Origin of the sequence: Haloferax marisrubri, from assembly GCF_001469875.2 — an archaeon.
GTDB lineage: Archaea > Halobacteriota > Halobacteria > Halobacteriales > Haloferacaceae > Haloferax > Haloferax marisrubri.
In genome coordinates this window covers 328,270-353,107 of the sequence record NZ_LOPW02000004.1, presented here as the reverse complement: position 1 = coordinate 353,107, position 24,838 = coordinate 328,270, and the positions used below count along the sequence as shown (strand labels likewise).

Sequence of the window (24,838 nt, the reverse complement as noted above, 5' to 3'; positions counted from 1 at the left end):
TCGGCGCTTCAGCGGTACTCCGAGCCGACGACCTCGCGGATTCGCTCGGCGGTGACTTGACCGACGCCGCGGACCTCTTTGAGGTCGTCCTCGTTGGCGGTCATCACCGCCTCGACGCTCCCGAACGCTTCGAGGAGCGTCCGCGCCGTGACCGGGCCGATGTCCGCGATGGCGGAGACGACGTACTCCTGTTGCTCGTCGAGCGTCTTCGCGCTCTTGCCGCCGTGGACGCTCACGGTTCGCTCGCGGTCCGTCTGCTCGCGGGTGGCGATGGTCGCCAGCATCTCCGCGGTGTCGTCTTCGTCCTCGGTGAACAGCACGCTCACGTTGAAATCGACCGCGACCGACGACAGCGCCCCGCGAATCGCGCCGGGGTGGATGTTGCGCTCCTCGTAGAGGTCGCGGCCCTCGATGATGAGAAGCGGCCGGGCGTAGTGGCGCGTGAGGTCCGCGACCTGTTCGAATATCGAGCGGTCGCCGCCGGTGAGCGTGTCGAGGAAGTCGGAGACGCTCTTTCGCTCGACCGCGACGCGGTCCGAGAGGACGTAGTCGCCGACCGCGAGCGTCTCCAGTCTGGTCGTCAGGTCCTCGCGCTTCGAGAGGGTGCGGGCGATGTTGGAGTCGAGTTCGCGCTGGTCGACGACGATTTCGACGGTGTCCTCGTCGTCCGTTCCCGCCGCCGCGACGGTGGCCGGTTCGCCCGTCTCGTCGCCTTCGGATGCCGACGAGGGGTCCGCATCCGAGTCGTCCGGGTCGCCGTCTCCGTCAGCGGACTCCTCATCGCCGTCCTCCGCCTGTGCCAACTCCTCGTCAGAGGGACCGAAGTCGGCGAGGCCGGACTGCCCGTCCGAGTCGGTCGCCGCCGCGGTCGCAGTCTGGCCGTTAGAGGCGGACGACGAGGCGGCCGATGTCCCGTTTGCACCGTTCTCGCCCGCGTCGTCAACCCCCCCGTTTCCGGTGGAACTCCCCGCGTTGCCGGCGGAACTGCCGTCGCCTCCCGCGAACGCGGAGAGGTCGCGCTGGGAGGGGTCGAGTTCAGCTTCGAGGTCGTCGGCCGCGCCCTTGAGGTCCCGAAGCTCGTTTTGCATCGTCTTCTCGCGGCGGCGCGATATCCAGAAGTACGCCTCGTCGCGGGTGTCCTCCGCGAGGAGGACGACCACGCGGCCGTCGGCCTGCCGGCCGGTCCGCCCCTTCCGCTGGATGGACCGGATGGCGGTCGGCACGGGTTCGAAAAAGAGCACGAGGTCGACCTCGGGCACGTCGAGTCCCTCCTCCGCGACGGAGGTCGAGACCAGCACCTCGAACTCGCCGTTTCGGAACTTGTCGAGGGTCTCCTGCTGTTCGTTCTGGGTCATCCCGTCGGAGCCCTCGCGGTCGCCCTGTCCGACGAACCGCCGGACCGAGAAGCTCTCCGAGAGGAACTCCGTGAGCGCCTCGGCCGTATCGCGGGACTCGGTGAAGACGATGACGCGCTCGCCGTTCTGGATGCCGAGCGTCTCCGCGAGGAGGATGCGCGTCTTCCTGAACTTCGGGTGGAGGCCGTCGAACGACTCGGCTTTCCGCATCGCCTCGCGGACCTTCGGTTCGGCGACGAGTCGCTGGCTCGCCTTCGACGCGCCCGACGACCGGGCGGCGTTGCGCTGGCGTTCGAAGTACCGCCGGACCGACTCGACCGACTGGGTCTCGACGAGTTCGACCGCCCGGCGGAGCTTCATCACCTCCGCGTGCGTGGACATGCCCTTGTAGCCCTCCGACTTGTCGGCGTTCATCAGCCGCTGTAGCTCCGCGCGCATCCGGTTGAGCTTCTTCTGCGAGATATCGGGCTTCGTGGATTTGGTGACGCCCAACTGCTTGAGCTTCTCCAGGCGGTCGGTGATGACCTCGTTGAGGGCGTCGCGTATCTCCAGAATCTCGTCGGGGAGTTGGATTCGGTTCCACTCCACGTCCGTGTCGTGGGTGTACTCCGACACGTCGGCGTCCTCCTCGGTCATCACCTCCACGTCGACGATTCCGAGGTTCTCACAGACTTCGAGGATGGCCTCCTCGTCGCCGCCGGGCGAGGCGCTCATCCCCGTGACGAGCGGGTCTTCGGCGTCGGCGTGGTAGCGCTCGGCGATGTAGACGTAGGCGTAGTCGCCGCTCGCGCGGTGGCACTCGTCGAAGGTGAGGTGCGTCACGTCCCGAAGCGAGATTCGGTTGCCGATGAGGTCGTTTTCGATGACCTGCGGCGTGGCGATAACGATCTGGGCCTCCTGCCAGAGCGCGGCCCGGTCGTCGGGCCGAACGTCCCCGGTGAAGACGACGATTTCGTCGTCGGGGACGTTCAGCGCCTCGCGGTAGAAGTCGGCGTGCTGTTGGACCAGCGGCTTCGTCGGCGCGAGAAACAGCGACTTCCCGCCCACGTCGTAGAGCCGCTGGGCCGTGACGAGCAGACTGACGGTCGTCTTCCCGAGACCGGTGGGGAGACAGACCAGCGTGTGGCCGTTGCGCGCGGTACCGGCGAGGCGAATCTGATAGAGCCGTCGCTCGATGAACGACGGCGCGAGTAACGGATGGTCCACGTACGCAACGTCCTCGGAGGCCGGCATCGGTGACGATTACTCGTCCTCGCCGATAAGGGTTCGCAGAGCGGGGTGAAAGTAAAGCAGTCCGCCGGGAGACGCCGCGGCGGTCTTACCCCGCGCTGTCGGCGGTGTCGAGGTCAGGGTCGTCTGGTCGCGCGGACGGGAGCGACGCTCCGAGGAGCGACGCCCACTCGGCGACCTTTTCGTTGTGCGGATTGGACATAGCGCTTCCCCAAGGAGATATACTCTCAACTATTGTATATAACGATTGTGCCGATTCGACAGACGAACTCGTACGCACGGAGCCGAACGGTCGGCGTTGCACCGGAAACAACGGGGTGAGAAATCGGGCGGGCGCGGACCGCGCGCTCAGTCTTCGCGGTTGCCGGGACCCCACGAGTCCGGGACTTCGATGACGTAGCGGCCGTCTTCGCGGAGCGAGATGATGTACTCGTCGCGGTCGTACAGCTCCATGAGGTTGAGTTCGTACTGACCGGGATTGACGATTTTGATGCTCTCGAACTGGTCGTTGAGCTCCTCGCGGAGCTGGTCCAGGTTGGGTCGCTCGTCGGACGACGGTTCGATGACCGTGCCGTCCGCGTCCGTGGGCGCGGCTTCGCCCGGCTGACCGGCCGCCGCGTCGGGGTCGGGGGACGCTTCGGCCGGCGTCTCGGCCGCCGGGCCGGGTCGGTTCGCGTCGGCGGCCGCGAGTTCTTCGGGCGTGACGACGTCGCTTCGGGCGCTCTTCTGGGAGTTGTCCTCGTCCGTCTCGCGCGCGTTGATTTTACCGGGCGCGCGGTCCGGAGGCGAGGCCGAGTCCGCCGAGCGACTGGGTCGCTCCGTCGCGGACTCACCTCGGGATTCGTTCCGCGACGCTGGGGGCTCCTGCGGGTCTGCTCCCGGAGACTCGCCGGGCGCAGACGGCCACTCGCCCCAACCGCGGGGTTTGTCTTCGGGTTCGCCACCCGCGTTGGCTGCGTCAGCCGCGTCGCTCGACCCGGCCGCACCGGTCGACGACGGCTCGCTTCCGGTCGAGTCGGCTGCGTCGCCGGTCTCGGTTCGCTGTGGGGCGTCCGGGTTCGCATTCGCGTTCGCCCAGTCGCTGACGGTCATCGACTCTTCGTCGGTCGCGTCGGGGTGGGACTGCTGCTGCGCGCGGTCTCGGACGGCGTCGGCCGCCGAGGAGGTCAGGTCCCGCGTTCCGGCGCCGCCCGTCGACGGCGTGTCGTCGCTGGCGCTCGCGGGAGCGCTCCCGCTCGACGCGGGCTTGAACTGAAACTTGTTGCCGCCGCAGCTCGGGCACCCCGAGAGCATCTCCTTCGAGCCGTCGGGGAACACCTTACCGCACGTGGTGCATTGATGTGGCATTGATGGATGTTGGCGCCGGATGGCGCGTGAGGGCGTTCGTGGGACCCCCTACTTTCGCGAGACGAGCGCGCTGATGAGGTTCTCGTCCTTGTGAAGCGTCTGAATCTGGTTCGCGGGACCGATGACGGTGAGCTTCTGGGTCGACTGTCGGCCCATGAGCCGGTCGAGGAAGCTCTGGTCTGCGGTCTGCGAGCGCGGATACGTCTCGATTTCGATTCCGTTGAACTCGTCGGGGCTTATCTCGGCCATCGTGACCTCGATGAGCTTCGACTCCTCGTCGGGCGAGAGACCCTCTTCGAGGATGACGATGTTACCGTCGCGGACACCGTCGAGGATGAGCCGAATCTTCTCCATGCTCGTGAGGTTTGCCATCCGATTCCCGCTGAAGAGGTCTATCTGGACCCCGTCGGAGCCGTTGTCGGAGGCGGTTGCTTCAGGCATGGTGAATCACGCGAAGTACTCCGCGATTTTGGCGTACACTTCGTCCATGTTCTCCCCTTCGAGCGCTGACAACTCGACTGTTTCGTGCTGTGGGTACGCGTTCGCGATGCGCTCGACGTTCGAATCTTCGAGGTCGATCTTGTTCGCGAAGATGAGCACGGGCAGGTCCTGGCTCTCGATGATGCCGATGAGCATCGTGTTGACCTGCGATATCGGGTCTTTCGTGCTGTCGAGCACGTAGATGACGCCGTCGACGTCCTCGCGGAGCCAGTGCATGGCCTCGGCGACGCCCTCGGTCGCCTCGCGGGACCGGCGGACGGCGTCGTCTTTCTCCATGTCGTGTTCGAGGAATTCCTTGTAATCGACCTTCGTCGTGACACCCGGCGTGTCGACGATGTCGATGGTGACTTTCTTGCCATTCCGCTCGATTTCGACGTTCTCCTTCCGCCTGGCGCGGCGAGTCTCGTGAGGGATGTGGCTCTCGGGACCGATGGCGTCACCGGTCCAGTCACGGGCGATACGATTTGCGAGAGTCGTCTTCCCGGCGTTGGGCGGGCCATATATACCGATCCGCTTCGGCTCGCTCTCCGAAAAGAGCCGGTCGACGACTCGTGAGATGCTGTCTCTAAGATCTGTGAGCAGTCCCATCCTGGGCCTCCCGCACCTCCCGAACGCGTCGTGGAGGGCGTATGGAGGTATCACCCAACCGGACTCACTTAAGCACTACGTCAGACACCAGTCACGTGGGAGACAAGACGACAGAAACGAAACGTCGCGGACGGCGTTCGAATGGACCCGAAACGAGCGGGCCGAAGACGAACGACGAACGGACCTTCAGCCGCGGCGTGCCGAGCGGTCGAACGCGGCCGACTGACCGCCGACCAAATTCGCACGCCGGGAGACCCGCTCTGCAAATTGCTACTTCGGGCGTACACGTGTGCGAGGCGAAAAAGGTCAGTCCCGGGAAGTTCGTGTCTCGTGACCCCGTCCGTTTCGTCTGCGGACCGGTCCGCGGACGTCAATCAGACCGTCAGCAGTCAGTCAGTCGGTCGGGTGAGCACGGACCGAACAGGACGAACCACCCAACGGACTAAATAATATAGTTGGGTTGGCACGAACTGCAACCACGCCGGTCCGGGATTGGACTCGCGTCGGAGTCGTGGTGGAGGCCCGCTTCGACGGAGGTGAACATCTCGTCTCGGGACACCCCCACCCCTTCGTTTCGGGTGGAACGGTCCGAAGGGGTGGGTGGGGGGAGACCGCTAGACGGCGGTCGGACGTTAATTCTATTCTAGGGGAGTACAATAATATCTCTTTTTGCCCCAGTACGGGTACGGTATGCGAATATGAGTCATAAAGCTATCCCTATCTAAAGGCCACCGAGACCCCCTCCCCACCCTCTCACGGCTCCACCCGAAACGAAGGGGTGTGGGGCATCCGAGTCCCAGGGGTTTCCCGTCGAACTGGAGATCGACCACTTAATTGCATAGGAAATGGAGGGGTTAGACCGGCCGCAAAACCACTCTCGCCTCAGATTTCTCCGAAAGCGTGTTTCGGCCGTCTCCACACGAAACAAGGGGGTCCACCGCACCAATTTTTCTCGTCGGACACCTACTCGACTCCGACTTCCACTCCACCCACACGTACCGATGGGCTTTCGTGCCGACTGGAGATTCGGTGTAGAGCCACCGGGAGTCCGGTGTGCGACCCTCGTTCGTCCAAACTTACCGCCGCCGTTCGGAGTCGCGACACGGCCCGCGGTTCGACTCGACAGAGCGCGATTGTTCGAACCGACGCGTTTCAATTCGACGGGACCGTGGCTAGTCCTCACCGTCCAGCTGTCCGACCGTCTAACAGTCCGACCGTCCAACAGTCCGACCGACTCTGCCCGCTGACTGCTCACCGACTCTGTCCGTTGACTGCTCGCCGACTCTGTCCGATTGCGTTCTCCAATCGACTCGAACTACTCCCCTTCATCCGAACCTCCTCCCACCCGTTCCTGACTTTCGCCCCTGGTTTCGACTCCGAGACGCTCCACTCTCGGTGTCGAGACGACCGCGGACCACCATCGACTGACCACTCCGACCCCGCTTTCGAACTGCAGTCACGGAGTCTTCGCTTCCGGCCGAGTCGGGGTCGTTCGTGTTGAAACGGTCCCGTCCGGCCGAGTTCGGGTCGAACGACGGCAGACAAGTCGGAGAAGTAAGATTTTTGTACCGACTGTTCGTTTGGTTCCTTTGCATCATCTGGAATCGCCTTCTTCGGCGTGATGCGTAGATGCCGGCTATCACCGGCTTCACGCACCCTATGCGCCGCTGCGGGCGACTATTCCACTTGAAACAAAGGGGTATTCACGATGGACGAGGAAGAGAATCCGCGCGGCGGCACACGAGGGGAAGTCGGGAACAGCACGTCGGACGACAGCGCCATCGACGGTGACTCCGGCGGCGACTCCGGCGATGCGTCCAGTAACGACGCGTCCGCTGACGATGCGTCCGCCGGAGCGACGACAGCCGCCGAGGACGACGTCTCCCCCGAAGACATCGACATTCAGGCGAGCATCGGCCCCGACGCCGACGCGGCCGACGAGGACCTCGACCAGCACAAAGACCCCGACGTCGGGCTCGACAAAGTCGTTCTCAACGACGACGAGGAGTCCAAGGGCCTGTTCGACGACCTCCTCGCCGGCGAGCCGATTTTCGAGAACAAGGAAGTCCTCCGCCCGTCGTACACGCCACACGAACTCCCCCACCGGACCGACCAGATAAACCAGATGGCGACGATTCTCGTCTCCGCCCTGCGCGGGGAGACGCCGTCGAACATCCTCATCTACGGGAAGACGGGGACCGGGAAGACCGCGAGCGCGAAGTTCGTCAGCCAGGAACTCGAATCCACCTCCCAGAAGTACGACGTGCCCTGCGAGGTCGAGTACATCAACTGCGAGGTGACGGACACGCAGTACCGCGTGCTCGCGCAGTTGGCGAACAAGTTCATCGAGAAGAACGTCGAGCGCATCGAGGCCGAACAGGAGCGCCTCGACGAGATGCGCACGCGGGCGACAGAAGACCCCAACGCCCTCGAAGACACGCCCTACGACTCCATCGCCGAGATAGACGAGCGCGCGGCGGAACTCGACGACGACGCCGACGAGATGGAGACGGTGCCGATGACCGGGTGGCCGACCGACCGCGTCTACACGACGTTCTTCGACGCCGTCGACTACAAGGAGCGCGTGGTCGTCATCATGCTCGACGAAATCGACAAACTGGTCGAGAAGTCGGGCGACGACACGCTCTACAACCTCTCGCGGATGAACTCCGAACTCGACAATTCTCGCATCTCCATCATGGGCATCTCGAACGACCTGAAGTTCACCGACTTCCTCGACCCCCGCGTCAAGTCGAGCCTCGGCGAGGAGGAAATCGTCTTCCCGCCGTACGACGCGAACCAGCTCCGCGACATCCTCCAGCACCGCGCCGACGTGGCGTTCAAGCCCGGCGCGCTCACCGACGACGTGATTCCGCTGTGCGCCGCGTTCGCCGCGCAGGAACACGGCGACGCCCGGCGCGCGCTCGACCTGCTCCGCACGGCCGGCGAACTCGCGGAGCGCGGGCAGGCCGACACCGTCGAGGAGGCCCACGTCCGGCAGGCGCAGGACAAAATCGAACTCGACCGCGTGGTCGAGGTCGTCCGCACCCTCCCCACGCAGTCGAAAATCGTCCTCTTCGCCATCATCCTCCTGGAGAAAAACGGCGTCCGCAACATCAACACCGGCGAGGTGTTCAACATCTACAAGCGCCTCTGCGAGGAGATCGACGCCGACGTACTCACCCAGCGCCGCGTCACCGACCTCATCTCGGAACTCGACATGCTCGGCATCGTCAACGCCGTCGTCGTCTCGAAGGGTCGCTACGGCCGGACCAAGGAAATCAGCCTCTCTGTCCCCATCGACGAGACCGAGGCCGTCCTGCTGACGGACTCCCGACTCGGCGACATCGAGAGCGCACAGCCGTTCGTGCAGGCGCGGTTCGACAACTGAAGACGACTGAAGAACAACTGAAGAACGACTGAAGAACGAAGTTCGACTCTGTTACTGCACTCGTGTCACGCCGCGAGCGCGCCGGCTCGCATCGGTGTCACCGTCACCGATAGTTCCGATAGCGCCGATGGCTCGACCTGAAGCGGTGCCGTCGGTGCGTCGGCGGCCGTCGCCTCAATCGTCGGCGCGTCGTTAGTCGTCGCGTCGTTAGTCGGCACATCATCAGTCGCCGCGGCGTCAGGCATCACGTCAACAGACCCGACAGACTCGCCGGACTCGACAGACTCGACGGAGTCGAGAGAGACGGGCGCGACCGGGGTCGTCGTCGCCATCGAGTTGGCGAGCGTCAGGCGGACCCACCCGAGAAGTGGGATGCGGACTCGCGCGACGCCCTGGACCCACTCGGGGCGGACCGGGTCGGCGATGCCGCTTACCTGGTCGTACCGCGGGTTGTTGTCGCCTTTCGTGATGAAGCCGGCGTAGTCGGCGGGGCAGTTGGCGAGTTCCCGGCAGTTGTCGGCGGACATGTACTCGGGGTTCGCCCTGTCGTACCAGTTCTCTCCTTCGTCGACCCAGAGCATCGCCCGGTGGATAATCGGGGGGCCGCCAGCGCCGGGGTCGTCGTAGACGATGACGCTACCGGGCCCGCCGAACTTCCGGTAATCGACTTCGGCACCCGTCTCGGCCGTGACGACGGCGGTTCCTTCGACGGACGCGTCCGGGGCGAATCGCTCCGGCCCCGTGATGAACACGAGGTCGCCTTTGTGCATGTGCGGCTCCATGCTCCCGCTTTCGACGGCGACCATCGGCGGCCACACGCCGCTCACCGCGAACAGGAGCAACCCGACGGCCAACACGGCGAGCGCGCTCGTCAGGACTTCGCGGACGAACAGAAGCGGCCCCTCCTCTGCCGTCCGGAGCCGAGTCAGAACGCCTTCGTCGGAGGCGGGACCGCGCCGCGGGTCGGGGGAGGGCGGGCGGCCGTCGTCGTCACTCATCACTCCCAGTTTACCCGGACTGGGTTTCAACGTTCTGGGTTTCGGCATCCTTTTTGCCGCGTGTCGCACACTCCGGGTGTGCCACTGGAGACGCCGGCGCGCATCGTCCGGGCGCTCGTCGGTCGCGGCTACAACGCCGAACGCGAGGCCGTGACCCTCATCGCCGGCTCCGACGACCCCGGTCGTACTCTCGCCCGCGTCGTCGAAGCCACCCCGGACGACGCGCTTCGCATCACCGCCGACCACGTCCGCGAGGCGCTCGCGTCCGCCCCCACCGCGGACCCGCCGGGAACCGAATCGACGGGCTCGACCGCCGCGGCCACCGCGGACGCGACGGATGTCGACGCATCCACCACCGTCGCGCCCGACCCCTCCGTTTCCGCTGCAACATCGCACGACAACGCGGACCACACCGCCCAATCGGCTCCAGCCGAAGCGCAGGAGAACTCGGGCGGTCGAAACGTCGACCCGTCGCTTCGCTCTCTCGGCATCGCCAACGACATGACCGGCCAGTCGACGGGAACCGGCGAGTACGACGACTTCGTGAAGGTGTTCCGCGACCGCTACGAGAAGCTCTCGAAGATGCTCCGCGGGCGCGTCAACCACCGTCCCGCGAAGGCCATCTCGAACATGTCCGGCGGCGAGGACGCGGAACTCATCGGCCTCGTCGACGACGTTCGGTCCACCAAGAGCGGCCACTGGATTATCGACCTCGAGGACACGACGGGGACGTTCCCCTGTCTCGTGATGAAGGACAAGGACATCGCGGGCTACGTCGACGAACTCCTCATGGACGAGTGCATCGCGGTCCAGGGGACGCTGTCGGGCGACGCGGGCATCCTCTTCGTCGATTCGATGCACTTCCCCGACGTGCCGCGGAGCCACCGCCCCAACACCGCCGACAGGGACGTACAGGCGGCGCTCATCTCGGACGTGCACGTCGGCAGTCAGGAGTTCATGGCCGGCGCGTGGAACCGCTTCGCCGACTGGCTCCACACCGAGGAGGCAGAGCGCATCGAGTACCTCCTCATCGCCGGCGACATGGTCGAGGGCGTCGGCGTCTACCCGAACCAGGACGAGGAACTCGACGTCATCGACATCTACGAGCAGTACGAGGCGTTCTCCGAGCACCTCAAATCGGTGCCCGGCGACCTCGACATCGTGATGATTCCGGGCAACCACGACGCGGTCCGACTCGCGGAGCCACAACCCGGCTTCGACGACGAACTCCGCGACATCATGTCGGCCCACGACGCCCGCATCACGAGCAACCCCTCGATGGTCACGCTCGAAGGCGTCAACGTCCTCATGTACCACGGCGTCTCGCTCGACGAGGTCATCGCCGAGTTGCCGGCCGACAAGGCGAGCTACGACGAGCCGCACAAGGCGATGTACCAGCTCCTGAAAAAGCGCCACGTCGCGCCGCAGTTCGGGGGTCACACCCGCCTCGCGCCCGAGGAGCTCGATTACCTCGTCATGGAGGAGGTTCCCGACATCTTCCACACCGGCCACGTCCACAAACTCGGCTGGGGCAAGTACCACAACGTCCTCGCCGTCAACTCCGGCTGTTGGCAGGCCCAGACTGACTTCCAGAAGTCCGTCAACATCGACCCCGACGCCGGCTACGCGCCCATCGTCGACCTCGACACGCTGAACATGACGGTCCGGAAGTTCTCCTGAGGCGGCGACCGTTTCGCTACTGACGACTGTCCGACTCGGCGGCGGTTCTCCTACCCAGTATGCGCTCTGATAGCACGCCGGATGTGCGGCGGTCGGGACCATTCCACCGTCGCTTTTTATCCGCGACGCCCACAGAGTCGGTGATGACTGACGACGCGCTGTTCGACGCGACGAGTCTGAACGAGCTGTCGCTGGCCAACCGAGCTGGGCTGGCACCGATGACGCGCATCAGCGCCACCGACGAGGGCTTGGTGACCAACGAGATAGCCCACTACTACCGGAAGTTCGCCGACGGCGGCTTCGGCTTTCTCGTCACCGAGGGCGTCTACACGGACGACGCGTACAGTCAGGGCTACCTGAACCAGCCGGGGCTCGTCACCGACGACCACGTCGAGGCGTGGACGAACGTCACGGACGCCGTCCACGAGGTCGACACGCCGATTTTCGCGCAGTTGATGCACGCCGGAGCGCAGTCGCAGGGCAACCCCCACCTCGACGGCGACCGGACGCTCGCGCCCTCCGCGGTCCAGCCCGACGGCCAGAAGGCCGAAGCCTACGGCGGAAGCGGCGAGTTCGCGGTCCCGAAGGCGGCCGACGAGGCCGACCTCGAAACCGTCCGCGAGGGCTTCGTACAGTCGGCGAGGAACGCGGTCGAAGCCGGCTTCGACGGCGTGGAACTCCACGGCGCGAACGGCTACCTCCTCAACGAGTTCCTCGCGGCGGACGCGAACCGGCGCGACGACGAGTACGGCGGCGGTCCCGAGTCCCGGGTCAAATTCCCCGCCGAGGTCCTTTCGGCGGTCGCCGACGCGGTCCCCGAGGAGTTCGTCGTCGGCATCCGCGTCTCGCAGGAGAAAGTGACCGACGGCGACTACGAGTGGCCCGAGGGCGAGGACGCGGCCGCGGTCTTCTTCGAGGAGCTGTCGGCGGCCGGAGCCGACTACGTCCACACGACCGAGACCGACGCGACGAGTCCGACCTTCGGCGCGGACGGCCCGTCGCTCGCCGAGGCCGCCGCCGAGTACGTCACGGACGACACGGTCGTTATCGCCAACGGCGGTCTCGGCGACCCGGACGCGGCGCGTGCCGCCGTCGACGCCGGCGCGGACCTGTTCACGCTGGGGACGAGCGCGCTCGCCAACCCGGACTGGCCGTCGCGCGTGGCCGCCGGCGACGACCTCGACGCGTTCGACCCGGCGAAGTTCCTCGCGCCGACCGCCGGGCTCTCGGACCACGAGGTCCCGTCGGACCCGCCGCTCGCCGACGACTGACGCGCCCTCGACACCGCTTCTCTGACGCCGAACCGGCGACTGAACCCCTTCGCTTCCACTCGAACTCCTGTGTTTGCGGCGTCCCGGAGCGCCCTGTTTTCGCGCGCCGAGCCGCTTCGACTACCCGAGCGTCACGTCGAGGTAGAGCATCACGATGACGCCGACCATCGTCCCGAACGTCGCCACGCGCTCGTGGCCGTTCGAGTGCGTCTCGGGGACGATTTCGTCGGAGATGACGAACAGCATCGCGCCGGCGGCGAAGCCCATCGCGTAGGGGAGGAGCGCCGAGGCGTACTGGATGGCCCACGCGCCGAAGACGGCGAGCGGAATCTCTACGAGACCGGCACGGATGCCAGCGAACGTCGCGTAGGTCGTGTTTCGGAGGCCGGCGTTGACGGCGGCGATGGAGACGGCCAGCCCCTCGGGGATGTTCTGGATGCCGATGGCGAGCATCAGCGGGATGGCGGTCCCGAGGTCGCCGGAGCCGAAGCCGACGCCGACGGCGAGGCCCTCGGGCATGTTGTGGATAGTGATGGCGACGATAAAGAGGACGACCGAGGCCATCTTCGTCTCCGTCTCCGGAGCGTCTGTCCGGGTCTTCCCCGTCACGAGGATGTGGACGTGCGGAATCCACAGGTCCGCTTGGTCGAGGACGACGACCCCGATGACGAAGCCGACGAGGACGGGAATCGGACTGCCGCCCGCCGCCTCGATACCGGGGAGGATGAGGCTCGTGAAACTCGCGGCGAGCATGACGCCGGCGGCGAAGCCGAGGAGCGTGTCGAGCGAGCGCTTCGACGGGTCGCGCCAGATGAGAATGAGAAGCGCGCCCAGCATGTTCATGCCGGCGATGACGATGCCGCCGAGGAGACCCTGCATCACCGGGTCCGAACCGGCGAGCGAGACGAACAGTTCTTCGACCGCGGTCACAGTCGTCTCACTTCCGGCCGCCGGTTCCTGCGTCGTTCGGTCATGGGCCACCAGACGAGCGGGTGGTATGTATTCCCTCCGTCGGTTCTCGCCGACCGCGAGGACTAACTACCCCGTCTCGTCGAGGACGTACCGGACCGTCGACGATCCCTCGAACCGCGGGCCGTGGCCGACTCGGTCGAAGCCGACGTGCTCGACCGCTTCGCACAGCGGGGCCTCGGATTCGAGGACGAGCACCTCGACCGGCAGGTCCTCGGCGCTGGCGAAGCGGAGCGGCTCCTCCAGCAGTCGCCGCACCGCCGCCTCGGTGCCGCCGAGTCGGGTGACGTGGAGGACGCCGTCGCGAACGTCGAAGCCGACGAAGCCGAGCACCGGTTCGTCGTCGGCCGGCGCGTCGACGTTCGGGTCGGAGCCCGTGTCCGCGGTGGCGAGGCGGACCGTCCGGTCGCGTATCAGCCGCCGCATCGCCCGTATCGGCGCGTCGGCGACGGCGGCGAGCGCCTCGGCGTCGGTGTCCACGGCGTCTCTGACATCCATGCCCGAACGTTCCGCGGCTTCGGTGATAAATCTCCGCACGCGAGGCGGCGGTACGGGCCGTCTCCGCGCCGGATTCGAGGGTGACGGCAACGGTTGAATCGGAGGACATAGTTATACGTCCCCCCGCGTTAGCCCCTCGCATGTTTACTAACGAAGCCCCGAAGCGACGCGACGCACCGGAGGGACGATGCGCGTAGTCGCGAAGTTCGGCGGCACCTCGCTCGGTAGCGGCGACCGAATCAACCGCGCCGCCGACTCTATCGCCGCGGCCGTCGAGCACGGTCACGAAATCGCCGTCGTCGCCTCCGCGATGGGTTCGACGACCGACGACCTCCTCGACGAAATCAAGTTCGAGGCCGACGACCGCGACCGCGCGGAAATCGTCTCGATGGGCGAGCGGACCAGCGTGCGCATGCTCAAGGCGGCGCTGGCCGCCCGCGGCGTCAACGCCCTGTTCGTCGAACCCGGCACCGACGAGTGGCCGGTCATCACGAACGACCTCGGCGAGGTCGACGTCGAGGCGACCAGAGAGCGGGCCGCGAAGCTCGCCGCCGAACTCGACGGCGTCGTCCCGGTCATCACCGGCTTCCTCGCGCAGAACCACGCCGGCGAAATCACGACGCTCGGCCGCGGCGGCTCCGACACCTCCGCCGTGATGCTCGGCAACTACATGGACGCCGACGAGGTCGTCATCGTGACCGACGTGGAGGGCGTCATGACCGGCGACCCCCGCGTTGTCGAAGGCGCGCGCAACGTCGGTCGCATCACCGTCGACGAACTCCGGAACCTCTCGTTCCGCGGGGCCGAGGTCGTCGCGCCGTCCGCGCTCTCGTACAAGGACGCGGCGCTGGACGTTCGCGTCGTCCACTACCAGCACGGCGACCTGCTCACCGGCGGGACGCTCATCGAAGGCGAGTTCCACAACCTCATCGACATGCAGGAAGAGCCCCTCGCGTGTCTCACCGTCGCCGGGCGGGCGATTCGCAACCGACCGGGCATCCTCGCGGACCTCTCGGCCGCGCTCCGAGACGAGGAGATCAACGTCGACTCGGTCGCCTCCGGGATGGACTCCATCACGTTCTACGTCCTCGAAGACGACTCCGACCGGGCCGAGGCCGTCCTCCACGACCGCGTCGTCGCCGACGACGCGCTGTCTTCGGTCACCGTCGAAGACGACATCGCCGTCGTCCGCGTCACGGGCGGCGAACTCCCGAACCGCCCCGGCGTCATCCTCGACATCGTCCAGCCGCTGTCCGATGCCGGCATCAACATCCACGACGCCATCACCTCGGCGACCTCCGTCGCCATCTTCGTGGCGTGGGACGACCGCGAAGAGACGCTCGGCATCATCCAAGACGAGTTCTAACTCCGGGTTCCGTACCTCTCGACGCTGTTTTCACGCGCTCGCCTCTCCGCCAGCGACGCCAACGGCCGGTGGTACGCGACGGTCGCCGAGGTCGCTTCGTGGCGAGCGCGGAACAGCCGGCGACACCGATGCACACTCCCGTCCACGAGCGCCGGAAATCGGGCGTCGCCCCTCGATTTTCCGCCTGCCGATTACTTCACATTCGCGGCCCTATTGCGGGCATGAAATCGTACAAGGCGAAGATGGTCGAGCCCATCGAACTCCCCTCGCGCGAGGAGCGCGAGGCCGCCCTCGAACGCGCCGGCTACAACGCGTTCAACCTCGACGCCCGCGACGTGTACATCGACCTTTTGACCGACTCGGGGACGGGCACCATGTCCGCAGAGCAGTGGGCGGCGATGATTCGCGGCGACGAGGCCTACGCCGGCAGCGAGTCGTTCGCCCGACTCGCGGAGTCGGTCCGCGACGTGATGGGCTTCGAGCACGTCGTGCCGACCCATCAGGGCCGCGGCGCTGAGAACGTCCTCTACGGCGTCCTCTTGGAGGACGGCGACGTGGTGCCGAACAACTCGCACTTCGATACGACCCGCGCCCACGTCGTCAATCAGGGCGCGGAACCGGTCGATTGCCCGTCGCCCGCCTCGCGGGACCCCAACTCGACGGAGACGTTCAAGGGCAACTTCGATATCGACGCGGGTTACGCGCTCGTCGAGGAAGTCGGCGCGGACGCGATTCCCGTCGTCGTCCTCACCATCACGAACAACTCCGTCGCCGGCCAGCCGGTCTCGATGGCGAACATCCGCGCCACCGCCGAGTTCGCCCGCGACATCGACGCCATGTTCGTCATCGACGCCTGCCGGTTCGCCGAGAACGCCCACTTCATCAAGACCCACGAGGCGGGCTACGAGAACCACTCGGTCGCCGAAATCGCCCGCGCGCAGTTCGAACATGCCGACGCCATCACGATGTCCGGCAAGAAGGACGCGCTCGTCAACATCGGCGGTTTCGCCGCGATGCGCGACGAGACGGTGTTCGAACACGCGAAACAGCGCGCCATCCTCTACGAGGGCTTTCCGACCTACGGCGGCCTCTCGGGCCGCGACATCGAGGCGATGGCCGTCGGCCTCCGCGAGGCCGTCACGCCGCCGTACGTGTCCGACCGCGTCGAGCAGGTGGCCGAACTGGGCGACCTCCTCGTCGAGGCCGGTGTCCCCGTCTACCAACCGACCGGCGGGCACGCGGTCTATCTCGACGCCGGCGAGGTGTTCCCGCACATCCCGAAAGACGAGTTCCCCGGACAGGAACTCGTCTGCGCGCTCTACCTCGAAGGCGGCGTCCGCGGCGTCGAACTCGGCGGCTTCGCGTTCCCCGGCACCGACCGCCCGGACCTCGTGCGCCTCGCGCTCCCCCGGCGCACCTACAGCCGCGAACACCTCGAACACGTCGCCGAGACGGCCGCGAAAGTCATGGCCTCGGCCGGCGAGTACGGCGGCCTCGAAATCGTCGAGGAGCCGCCGATGAAGGAGCTTCGGCACTTCTCGGCGCGGCTCGAACCGGTGTCGAACTAACCCGAACGCGCCGTCCCGCTGTTTTCCTCTTTTCCGCTCTTGTCTCGCTTACTTCCCCTCGTACAGCCGACTCGCCAGTCGCTCCGGCAGGCCGACCTCGCGCACGCGCTCCGCGACGCGGTCGATGTCGTAGGCGACGCGCTCCGTCTCGATTTCCATCGCGTCGAGGTCGGCGACCGCGTAGGCCGCCCGCGGGTCGCCGTCGCGGGGCTGGCCGACGCTCCCGGGATTCAGGACGATTCCGTCGTCGTAGATTCGGTGACCCTGCACGTGGGTGTGACCCAGCACCAGCAGGTCCTCGTCGTCGAGGAGCGACGGCGAGAAGTCGTCGGGATAGGTGTAGCGGTCGGGGTCGTTCGGGTGGCCGTGGGCGAGTTTGACCCGCCCGTCAGCGAGGGTGCGGGTCTTCGGAAGCCCGGAGAGCCACTCCATCGACGCCGGAGACAGCGCGTCGCGGGCGTAGTCGACCCCCGCGGCCGCCATGCTGTTGAAGCGGAAGCCGGTCCCCGACGTGACCGCGCGGTCGTGGTTCCCCGAGACCGTCGGCACGTCCCGCTCGGCGAGTTCGGACACGCACTCCTCGGGCCACGGGTTGTAGCCGACCACGTCGCCGGCGCAGACCAGTCGGTCGACCGGCGGCATCGATTCGAACACCGCGTCGAGTGCCGGGAGGTTCCCGTGCACGTCCGAGATGACGCCCAGACGCATGGCTCGGTGTACGGTGTCGCGGCTGAAAAATCTCGGGCCGAGGCGGCGTTATTCGCCGTTGTAGAAGGCGGTCTCGACCGCGTCGCCGACGGTCGCGGCGGCGGCGCAGACGGCGTGTTCGAACTCGTGGTCGTACAGTTCGCGGGCCGCGTCGGCGGCGGTCTCGGCGTCGAGGTCGAACGCGCGCGGGTCGTCTTCCTCGTAGGTCGCCACGAGCGTGGGTTCGGTGACGGCTTCCACGACGAGGGCGTCCTTGCGGACGATGCCGATGAAGGCCTCGTCGTCGCCGACGACGCCCGCGATGCGGGGCGTGTCGTAGTCGTCCTTCTCGTAGTCGAGCGCGAGCAGAATCTCCGCGAGGGCGTCGCGCGGCGGGTAGCCGAGGTCGAGTTTCTCCGCGATGGGGTCGACCTGCGAGCCGTTGCCGACGACGACGTAGTCGCCGCCCTCGCGGACGCAGTTGTAGGCGATGTAGGGGTTGTCGGTCTCGGGGGCGTCGGGCGTCGGCCCGACGGTCAGGGCGTCGTCCCGGTCGACGACCTGTCGGTTCGGGAAGGACCGAGAGGAGACGCGATACGCACCGATTCCGGGGCCAACGACGACGAAACGTCCGACGTACATACACGAGAGTGGATAGAATAGGGGCAAATAGTTGGCGGTTTATGCACGTCTGTTCGTAGCCGTGCGACGAAATCCCACGGCGGAATCGACACGCAACGTTTACAAATACCCGCGAAGTACGAACTGATGCGAAGTCCCATGGGGTAGTGGCCAATCCTGTTGCCTTCTGGGGGCAACGACCCAGGTTCGAATCCTGGTGGGACTACTTCTCCGATTCTCACGCTCTTTGAGGCTACGCCGTCCCCTGTTCTCCAGTTGAAACGAAGGGGTAGGTTTCAGAAACCAAAGGGGTCCGTTTCGAGTGGAGTCTTCCAGTACGAGTTCTCAAACCCTCGAATACGGACGACACGGGCCGGAAAAACCGCTTAGCGTTCGACCGCGAGCAACGCGACTCGTTCTTTGACCAGCGCCGGGAGATCGCCGTCGGCGACGTTCAACTCCGTCTCGCCCACGTCGAACACGTCGCGGACGAGCGCTTCGTCGTAGTCGCCGAGGGTCTCTGCGGGTTCGAGGTCGAGTCGGTCGAACAGCGCGGCCTCGGCGTCGGCCTCGTCGCCGCCGTCGACGAGAATCACGACGGGGAGCGTCCCCTCCGAGACGCCGATTTCGAACGCGCGGTTAATCTGCCGGCGGCCGCTCGCGTAGAGGAGGATTTCGACGGCCCGGTCGCGGGCGATTTCGTTGCCGCGGCCGATGGCTCGGTCGGCGAGTTCGGTCGCCCGTTCGAGGTGCTCGCGGTCCACGACGTACCGGGCGTCGAACGCCTGCACCGTCGCGCCCGTCTCGTCGGCCACCTCGCCGACGACCGCGATGAACGAATCGAGGTCCGAGACGGTCGCCTCGGCTTCGACGAGCCTCATTCGAAATCACCCAGACTGGCCTGCTGGTCGGCGCGCTCTTTGGCCGTCTCGAAGCCGGCGTCGTCGGGGACGGCGTCGTCCGGCGCGTCGTCCTCGTCCACCTCGTCCATCGACGGGTCCTTTCGACCCGCGGCTTCGAGGATGTTCTGGGCCGTCTTCCTGCGACCCCGGAGGGCCGCGAGGATGCGCGACTTGTCGGCCTCGCGGAGGTCGGCCCGGCTCTCGACGCCGGCCTCGAACAGCCGACGGGCGCGCTTTCGGCCGACGCCGCGGACGCCCGCGAGGTCGAGTAGTTCCTCGCGCACGCCGTACTCGACGCGCTTTTTCGCCTCGCGGACCGCGTACACCGAATCGAGGTCGAGTTCGGAGGCGAGTCGCTCGGCCGCGCCGAGGAGCCACTCGGCGGTCTCGACCTTCCCGCGGATGTCGCCGGGGCCGACGCCGTAGCGCTCGGTGATGCGGTCCTCGTCCACCTCGCCGACCCAGTCTTCGAGGAGTTTCGCGGTCTTCAGCGCCGACAGCCAGTCTTCGAACGCCACGTCCTCGTACTCCGAGGGCACGCGTCCGAGGAACTCGGGTTCGCGCTCGTAGCAGAGTTCGGTGTACGTCTCGCGGTCGCCGGACTTCAGGTAGAGCTGATACATGTCCGGGGTTCGGCAGACGAGGTGGTAGAGACCGAGCGGCGTCGGATACGTCCGGTCCGTCTCGAACTCGTCGGCGTCTCCGTCGCCGCCGTCCGCGCCGTCGCCGCCTTCGCCACCTGCGGCGACCATCTCGCTCGCCCGCTGGAAGCCGCCGGGTCCGTCGTCGGATTCGCTCCGATCTCGTTTCGGCTTCTCGGGCGTCTCGTCCGCGAGCGCCCGGAGCTTCTCGTTCCGGTGGTCCGCGGCCCATTCGAGGCCGTCGATGATTTCGGCGGCGCTCATCGGGTCGAGGTAGAGCCGCGAGACGGTGTGGCCGACGGGCGTCGCCCGAATCGTCTCACCTTCGAACTCGACGAATCCGTTCACTTCGAGGTAGTCGAGCACGCGGTCTGTCACCTGTCCGAGTCGTTCGGGGTCGTCGGTCTGGGTCGCATACAGCGTCTGGTCGAGGAATTCGAGCAATCCCTCGCGGGTGTGGGCGAAGCCGGAGGCGACCGTGGCGAGCAGGTGGGTCCGCAAGGCGGGCTCGGCCGCGAGCTTCGACCGCACGTCCTCGGCGTCGGCCCAGATGTACCGCTCGAACAGTTCGTCGCGGGCGTCCGCGTCCTTCGCGAGCAGCACCGCCTCGCCGTAGGGGTCGAGGCCGGGTCGGCCGGCCCGACCCATCATCTGGTGGACTTCGAGCACGTCCAGCGGTTTCATCCCGCCGTAGTCGCCGTCGTAGCGCTGCCAGTCGCGGACGACGACGCGGCGGCTCGGGGTGTTGACGCCGGCGGCGAGCGTCGGCGTCGCGCAGATGCACTTGATGAGTCTGTCGCGGAAGGCGTCCTCAACGAGCGTTCGGTGCTCCGCGGCGAGCCCCGCGTGGTGGAACGCCGCGCCCTTGGCGACCGCGTTGGCGAGGTCCTCGGAGGTCTCGGTGTCGGACACGTCGCGTATCTCGGCGGCGAGTTCCGCGAGGTCGCTCCGCTCGTCGCCGGTGACGTACCGCTCCGTCACGTCGGCCATGCGGCGGGCCGCGGACTCCGCGTTGCGCCGCGAGTTGACGAAGACGAGCGAGGAGCCTTGGTCGCCCTCGCCGTCGCCCTCCAGCGCGTCGGCGACGAGCGCGGGCGTCTGTCTTTCCCCGCGGCCGACCGGCACCTCGCGTTGGCTCCCGTCGGCGAAGGAGACGGCGTTGCCGTAGTGGACGCCCATCTTGAGGTCGATGGGTCGCCAGTCGGACTTGACGAGTTCCGCGTCGAGCCAGTCGGCGACGACGCCCGCGTTGCCGACGGTCGCCGAGAGCGCGACGACCTGCAGGTTCGGGTTCAGCCGGCGGAGCTTCGCCAGCGTGACCTCCAGCGTCGGCCCGCGATGGCGGTCGTCAACGAGGTGAACCTCGTCGGCGACGACGCACGTGAGTTGGTCCATCCACGCCGCGTTGTTCCGGACGAGCGAGTCGACCTTCTCGGAGGTGGCGACGATGATGTCGCGCGAGGAGAGCCACTCGCCGTCGGACTCGTAGTTGCCGGTCGAGACGCCGACGTCGATGCCGTACTCCTCCCAGCGCTCGAACTCGGCTTTCTTCTCGGAGGCCAGCGCCCGGAGCGGGACGATGTACAGCGCCTTCCCGCCGCGCGCGACGCTCGACAGCATCGCCAGTTCGGCGATGAGCGTCTTCCCGCTCGCCGTCGGGACGGCGGCCACGAGGCTCTCGCCGTCTGTCAGCCCGGCCTCGACGGCCTCGGCCTGCGGCGGGTACAGCTCCTCGATACCCTCGTCGCGGAGGGCCTCGGGAATCCCCGTCGGCAGGCCCGTCAGGTCCGCAGTTCGCATTGCATCTCCCTTGGACCGTCCCCCGGTTTAAGCCATCGGGTCGGTTCGGACGCGGGCGCGACGGTCCCGCGTCGGCAGGGCTTTGTACGGCCCGGCGGTACGATTGGCCATGAAAGTCGAGTACGACCGCGACACCTGCATCGGCATGTTCCAGTGTGTCGACGAGTGGGAGGGCTTCGAGAAGAACGTCGACGACGGCAAGGCCGACCTCACCGACGCCGAGGAGACCGACGACGGCGTCTTCGTCCGCGAGGTTCCCGAGGACGCCGAGTTCGACGCGAAGTTCGCCGCCCGCGTCTGTCCCGTCGAGGCCATCCGCATCCTCGACGACGACGGCGAACAGCTCGTTCCCTGACCGCGACGCCGACGACGCCACCGACTTCTCTCGTTTCTCCGACCCGACCGGACCGTGTGACCATCGACCGTGGGTCGCGTCCCCGAACCCCTCCGTTTCGACTGGAGATTCGACCGACGATAGAGTGTAAAGGTTAAGCGGCGGGCCCCTAATCGTGCCACTATGAGCCAAGCGACGAAAATCGTGCTCGGTACCGTCGGCGTGTCGGCCCTGCTGGCCGTCGTGTTCGTCGGGATGAGCATCGCCTGAGCGGATGTTCGAGACGCGCACCCTGCCGTCGGACCTCGAATCGGTCCGCGACGAGTACGCCTCCGGCGCGCTCGTCTTGGACGTGGCCGGCGACTTCGACACCATCCCCCCCGAGGCCGCGGAGAATCTCGGGCTGGTGGTCGAGTCGCTCTCCCCGGCGGCGTACCCCGTGGAGTGGCTACCAGACGACGCGCCCCAACAGCTCCGACGCTACGCGTCGTCCGATTTCACTATCGGGATGCCCGGCGACGGCACCGTGACGTGGTCCCGACAGACCGACCCGCCGGTCGTGCTGGTGAAGTACCGCGCGAAGGGGACGCCGGACGACTTCCTGGATTTCCTCATCGCCGAGGCGTTCGTGCAGGCCGGGAACGACGAGATTCCCGAGCACTTTCTGCCCTTCTTCGGCGAGCAGTATCGCGACCTCGCGGCCGCGACACCACTCGGCCCGAGCGAGACGTATCAGGTCGCCGCCGCGCTCTACGAGGGCTGGGTCGGTCTCCACACCCGCGAGGCGTTCGCGTCGTGGGAGGGCGACCACGAGCGCCTCCACGACGCGTGGGTCGACGCCGGCGGCCGACTCGACGACCGTCTGTCGAACCTCCCGCGACTCGTCGCGCTCGGCAGACTCTCGTTCGCCGAGGCGACCGAGTTCGCGTGTTCGGCTGTCAAACACGGCCGCGACCTCCCCGCGCCGTTTTCGGCGCTGGACACCGCGGCGTACCGCGACCACGGCCCGAGCTACGCGGTCAAGTGGGCCGAAAAGACGTTCGCGCAACTCGCAGCGGACGACGACGCGGCGTCGGGCGGCGAGAGCGACTCGGCCGCGGACGACGCCGACTCGGCGTAGCCGGTCGCGTCCGAACGCGTCGCGTGCCGCTTCAGAACTCGGTCGTGACGGTGCCGTCCTCTTCGAGGTCGACGACGCCGTCGAACAGTTCGCGGAAGCGGTCGAGCGTCTCCTGGTCGTGGACCTCCTTCGAGAGGTGGAACAGCCCCACCGCGTCGAACTCGTCGAGGAGTTCGAGAATCTGCTTCGTCGCTTCGAAGGCGCGGTCCTCGTCGGCGTAGTACGCCATCTCCGTGACGGAATCGACGCTGAGCCGGAGCTTTCCGTCGTGGCGTTCGAGGAACTGCCGGGTCTTCTCGACGATGGCGTCGAGGTCGTCGGGGGCCGCGACGTAGTAGATGTTGTCCGAACTGCGCCGGGAGTAGCCCCGCTCGATAGAGAGCGTGTCGAGGATGGTGGCGCTGGACTCGTCGACCTCGTAGTGTTCCAGTTTCTGCTCGACTTCGCGCGCGGTCGTCCGCGTCGAGATGACGAGGAAGCGGTCGGTGTCGACCTTGAAGAAGTCGGTGTCGATGCGGTCGGTCTCGCCGATGCTCGGATGAAGGAGCAAGATACCTGTGCCGCCCGGAATCGTCTCGGGCGCGTCTTCGATGGCGAGCTCGTAATCCATACCCCAAGCAGTTACCCTGCCGACTTAATCCTTCATGCCGCTCGGGCGGCGGCGTCCTCGAATCGTGGCGTGTGTTCACACCAGACGAATTTGGGTCAGAACAGCGAGTCGGCCGTGGCCGCGCCGATGACGCTGAACACCGCGCCGACGCTCGTCGCCTTGAGCGTGATGCGGAGCACCGCGAGGTCGAGTTCGTACCCCAGCACGGTGACGAGGACCTCTCCCGACACGTCCGAGAGGAACGTCCCCGGCGCGTCGAACGCGAGCGCGAGGATGAACACGGAGAGGTACGAGACGGAGATGAGCGAGATGAACCGGACGGGAATCCCGCCGACCTCGCGCTCTCTGTCGGGGTCGCGGTCGTCGGCCTTGTAGAGCGCGCCGTAGCCGACCGCGAGCACGATAAAGAGCGTGAGCAGCGCCTGCGCGAACGACATGCTCCGCGCGAGCACCCACACCTCCTCGGTGACGACGAACGGTCCCGCGAGGAGGAACCCGCCGACGACCTGCTGGGCGGTGTCGGCGAGCGCGAACCGGCGGCGGACTCCGACCATACCCCGTCGTCGTGACGGCGGCAATTAAAAGGCGCGACGGGGGACGCGACCGAGTCGTCACCGGATTCGCCGTCTCCGCGCCCCCGGTCCGAACGCATTTTCACCCCGGCGCGCGAGGCTCCGGTATGAGCGTCCGCGACGAGTTCGACGCCTGGGCGGCCGACGGCCGCGACAAGGGCATGGAGGACCGACACTGGCACACCGCGAAGCACGCGCTCGCACGGATGCCCGTCGAGGAAGGCGACACCGTTGTCGACCTCGGAACCGGAAGCGGCTACGCCCTGCGCGCGCTCCGCGACACGAAGGGCATCGGCCGCGGCTTCGGCCTCGACGGCTCGCCCGAGATGGTCCAGAACGCCCGCGAATACACCGACACCGACGACCTCTCGTTTCTCGTCGGCGACTTCGACGACCTCCCGTTCGAGGACGACAGCGTCGACCACGTCTGGTCGATGGAGGCGTTCTACTACGCCGCCGACCCGCACCACACCCTCGAAGAAATCGCCCGTATCCTCAAGCCGGGCGGCACGTTCTACTGCGCGGTCAATTACTACGAGGAGAACGTCCACTCCCACGAGTGGCAGGACCTCATCTCCATCGACATGACCCGCTGGTCCCACGCGGAGTACCGCGAGGCGTTCCGCGACGCCGGTCTCCACGTCGCCGAACAGGACTCCATCGCCGACCTCGACATCGACATCCCGGCGGCCGCCGAGTTCCCGACCGACGACTGGGAGACCCGCGAGGAGATGGTCGAGCGCTACCGGACGTTCGGCACGCTCCTGACCGTCGGCGTCGCGCCCTGAC

The 24,838-nt window shown here is 66.8% G+C and carries 22 protein-coding genes and 1 tRNA gene; 10 read left to right on the top strand and 13 right to left on the bottom strand.

The annotated features are described in order from the left end of the window. Nucleotides 1–8 precede the first annotated feature (8 nt). The 4 genes from AUR65_RS04015 to AUR65_RS04000 form a co-directional block, all read right to left on the bottom strand. A complete protein-coding gene (locus AUR65_RS04015) occupies nucleotides 9–2,588 on the bottom strand; it encodes a DEAD/DEAH box helicase (RefSeq protein WP_058568818.1) in 2,580 nt (859 codons plus the stop codon). Nucleotides 2,589–2,933: 345 nt separating this feature from the next. After that, the gene (locus AUR65_RS04010; protein WP_084816542.1) at nucleotides 2,934–3,932 is read right to left on the bottom strand and encodes an OapC/ArvC family zinc-ribbon domain-containing protein; all 999 of its coding nucleotides are present in this window, start codon (nucleotides 3,930–3,932) and stop codon (nucleotides 2,934–2,936) included. 48 nt (nucleotides 3,933–3,980) lie between these two features. Continuing rightward, complete coding sequence (locus AUR65_RS04005) at nucleotides 3,981–4,373, bottom strand: DUF2073 domain-containing protein (protein WP_004044951.1); 393 nt, start codon at nucleotides 4,371–4,373, stop codon at nucleotides 3,981–3,983. Between the two features lie 6 nt (nucleotides 4,374–4,379). After that, nucleotides 4,380–5,021, bottom strand: coding sequence for an Era-like GTP-binding protein (locus AUR65_RS04000; protein WP_004974066.1), 642 nt, complete (start codon nucleotides 5,019–5,021; stop codon nucleotides 4,380–4,382). Between the two features lie 1,708 nt (nucleotides 5,022–6,729). Here AUR65_RS04000 and AUR65_RS03995 point away from each other — a divergent pair. Continuing rightward, the gene (locus tag AUR65_RS03995; RefSeq protein WP_058568816.1) at nucleotides 6,730–8,412 is read left to right on the top strand and encodes a Cdc6/Cdc18 family protein; all 1,683 of its coding nucleotides are present in this window, start codon (nucleotides 6,730–6,732) and stop codon (nucleotides 8,410–8,412) included. 65 nt (nucleotides 8,413–8,477) lie between these two features. Here AUR65_RS03995 and AUR65_RS03990 read toward each other — a convergent pair whose 3' ends face one another. Beyond that, nucleotides 8,478–9,410 (bottom strand): S26 family signal peptidase, encoded by a 933-nt coding sequence (locus tag AUR65_RS03990; RefSeq protein ID WP_199180558.1) that lies wholly within the window; start codon nucleotides 9,408–9,410, stop codon nucleotides 8,478–8,480. A 78-nt stretch (nucleotides 9,411–9,488) separates the two neighbouring features. On the opposite strand from AUR65_RS03990, the gene AUR65_RS03985 reads away from it, so the two are divergent. Beyond that, nucleotides 9,489–11,090 (top strand): DNA-directed DNA polymerase II small subunit, encoded by a 1,602-nt coding sequence (locus AUR65_RS03985; RefSeq protein ID WP_058568815.1) that lies wholly within the window; start codon nucleotides 9,489–9,491, stop codon nucleotides 11,088–11,090. A 143-nt stretch (nucleotides 11,091–11,233) separates the two neighbouring features. Next, on the top strand, nucleotides 11,234–12,361 hold the full coding sequence (locus AUR65_RS03980; protein WP_058568814.1) for an oxidoreductase: 1,128 nt from the start codon (nucleotides 11,234–11,236) through the stop codon (nucleotides 12,359–12,361). A 120-nt stretch (nucleotides 12,362–12,481) separates the two neighbouring features. Here the strand turns inward: AUR65_RS03980 and AUR65_RS03975 are convergent, their stop codons facing one another. Next, nucleotides 12,482–13,291 (bottom strand): ZIP family metal transporter, encoded by an 810-nt coding sequence (locus tag AUR65_RS03975; RefSeq protein ID WP_058568885.1) that lies wholly within the window; start codon nucleotides 13,289–13,291, stop codon nucleotides 12,482–12,484. 108 nt (nucleotides 13,292–13,399) lie between these two features. After that, a complete protein-coding gene (locus tag AUR65_RS03970; RefSeq protein ID WP_058568813.1) occupies nucleotides 13,400–13,828 on the bottom strand; it encodes a hypothetical protein in 429 nt (142 codons plus the stop codon). 187 nt (nucleotides 13,829–14,015) lie between these two features. Between AUR65_RS03970 and AUR65_RS03965 the strand changes: the two genes are divergently transcribed. Next, on the top strand, nucleotides 14,016–15,194 hold the full coding sequence (locus AUR65_RS03965) for an aspartate kinase (RefSeq protein WP_058568812.1): 1,179 nt from the start codon (nucleotides 14,016–14,018) through the stop codon (nucleotides 15,192–15,194). A gap of 221 nt (nucleotides 15,195–15,415) precedes the next feature. Continuing rightward, a complete protein-coding gene (locus AUR65_RS03960; RefSeq protein ID WP_058568811.1) occupies nucleotides 15,416–16,762 on the top strand; it encodes a tryptophanase in 1,347 nt (448 codons plus the stop codon). 48 nt (nucleotides 16,763–16,810) lie between these two features. Here the strand turns inward: AUR65_RS03960 and AUR65_RS03955 are convergent, their stop codons facing one another. Further along, nucleotides 16,811–17,470 carry a metallophosphoesterase family protein gene (locus AUR65_RS03955; protein ID WP_058568810.1) on the bottom strand — a complete coding sequence of 220 codons (660 nt, stop codon included), beginning with the start codon at nucleotides 17,468–17,470 and terminating at the stop codon, nucleotides 16,811–16,813. A 48-nt stretch (nucleotides 17,471–17,518) separates the two neighbouring features. Further along, on the bottom strand, nucleotides 17,519–18,091 hold the full coding sequence (locus AUR65_RS03950) for an IMP cyclohydrolase (RefSeq protein WP_058568809.1): 573 nt from the start codon (nucleotides 18,089–18,091) through the stop codon (nucleotides 17,519–17,521). A gap of 132 nt (nucleotides 18,092–18,223) precedes the next feature. Here AUR65_RS03950 and AUR65_RS03945 point away from each other — a divergent pair. Further along, nucleotides 18,224–18,296 (top strand) — tRNA-Gln (locus AUR65_RS03945). A 160-nt stretch (nucleotides 18,297–18,456) separates the two neighbouring features. Here AUR65_RS03945 and cgi121 read toward each other — a convergent pair. Together cgi121 and AUR65_RS03935 are read right to left on the bottom strand one after the other, a co-directional pair. Continuing rightward, nucleotides 18,457–18,951 carry a KEOPS complex subunit Cgi121 gene (gene cgi121, locus AUR65_RS03940; RefSeq protein WP_058568808.1) on the bottom strand — a complete coding sequence of 165 codons (495 nt, stop codon included), beginning with the start codon at nucleotides 18,949–18,951 and terminating at the stop codon, nucleotides 18,457–18,459. Then, on the bottom strand, nucleotides 18,948–21,413 hold the full coding sequence (locus AUR65_RS03935; protein ID WP_058568807.1) for an ATP-dependent DNA helicase: 2,466 nt from the start codon (nucleotides 21,411–21,413) through the stop codon (nucleotides 18,948–18,950). The genes cgi121 and AUR65_RS03935 overlap by 4 nt, the downstream gene beginning before the upstream one ends. Nucleotides 21,414–21,522: 109 nt before the next feature. Here AUR65_RS03935 and AUR65_RS03930 point away from each other — a divergent pair, with 109 nt between their 5' ends. The 3 genes from AUR65_RS03930 to AUR65_RS03925 all read left to right on the top strand — a co-directional run bounded on the left by AUR65_RS03930 (nucleotide 21,523) and on the right by AUR65_RS03925 (nucleotide 22,867). Next, nucleotides 21,523–21,768: a ferredoxin gene (locus AUR65_RS03930; protein ID WP_058568806.1), complete on the top strand. Its 246-nt coding sequence runs from the start codon at nucleotides 21,523–21,525 to the stop codon at nucleotides 21,766–21,768. Nucleotides 21,769–21,930: 162 nt separating this feature from the next. Beyond that, nucleotides 21,931–22,017 (top strand): hypothetical protein, encoded by an 87-nt coding sequence (locus AUR65_RS20580; protein ID WP_422653684.1) that lies wholly within the window; start codon nucleotides 21,931–21,933, stop codon nucleotides 22,015–22,017. 4 nt (nucleotides 22,018–22,021) lie between these two features. Continuing rightward, nucleotides 22,022–22,867 carry a DUF7089 family protein gene (locus tag AUR65_RS03925; RefSeq protein WP_058568805.1) on the top strand — a complete coding sequence of 282 codons (846 nt, stop codon included), beginning with the start codon at nucleotides 22,022–22,024 and terminating at the stop codon, nucleotides 22,865–22,867. A 31-nt stretch (nucleotides 22,868–22,898) separates the two neighbouring features. Here the strand turns inward: AUR65_RS03925 and AUR65_RS03920 are convergent, their stop codons facing one another. Both AUR65_RS03920 and AUR65_RS03915 read right to left on the bottom strand, forming a co-directional pair. Next, a complete protein-coding gene (locus AUR65_RS03920) occupies nucleotides 22,899–23,477 on the bottom strand; it encodes a DUF7090 family protein (RefSeq protein ID WP_050458408.1) in 579 nt (192 codons plus the stop codon). A 95-nt stretch (nucleotides 23,478–23,572) separates the two neighbouring features. Next, nucleotides 23,573–24,031, bottom strand: a complete 459-nt coding sequence (locus AUR65_RS03915) for a DUF2391 family protein (RefSeq protein ID WP_058568804.1) — start codon at nucleotides 24,029–24,031, stop codon at nucleotides 23,573–23,575. A 125-nt stretch (nucleotides 24,032–24,156) separates the two neighbouring features. On the opposite strand from AUR65_RS03915, the gene AUR65_RS03910 reads away from it, so the two are divergent. Then, entirely contained in the window at nucleotides 24,157–24,837 is a 681-nt protein-coding gene (locus AUR65_RS03910; RefSeq protein WP_058568803.1) for a class I SAM-dependent methyltransferase, read from the top strand. Nucleotide 24,838: the final 1 nt, after the last annotated feature.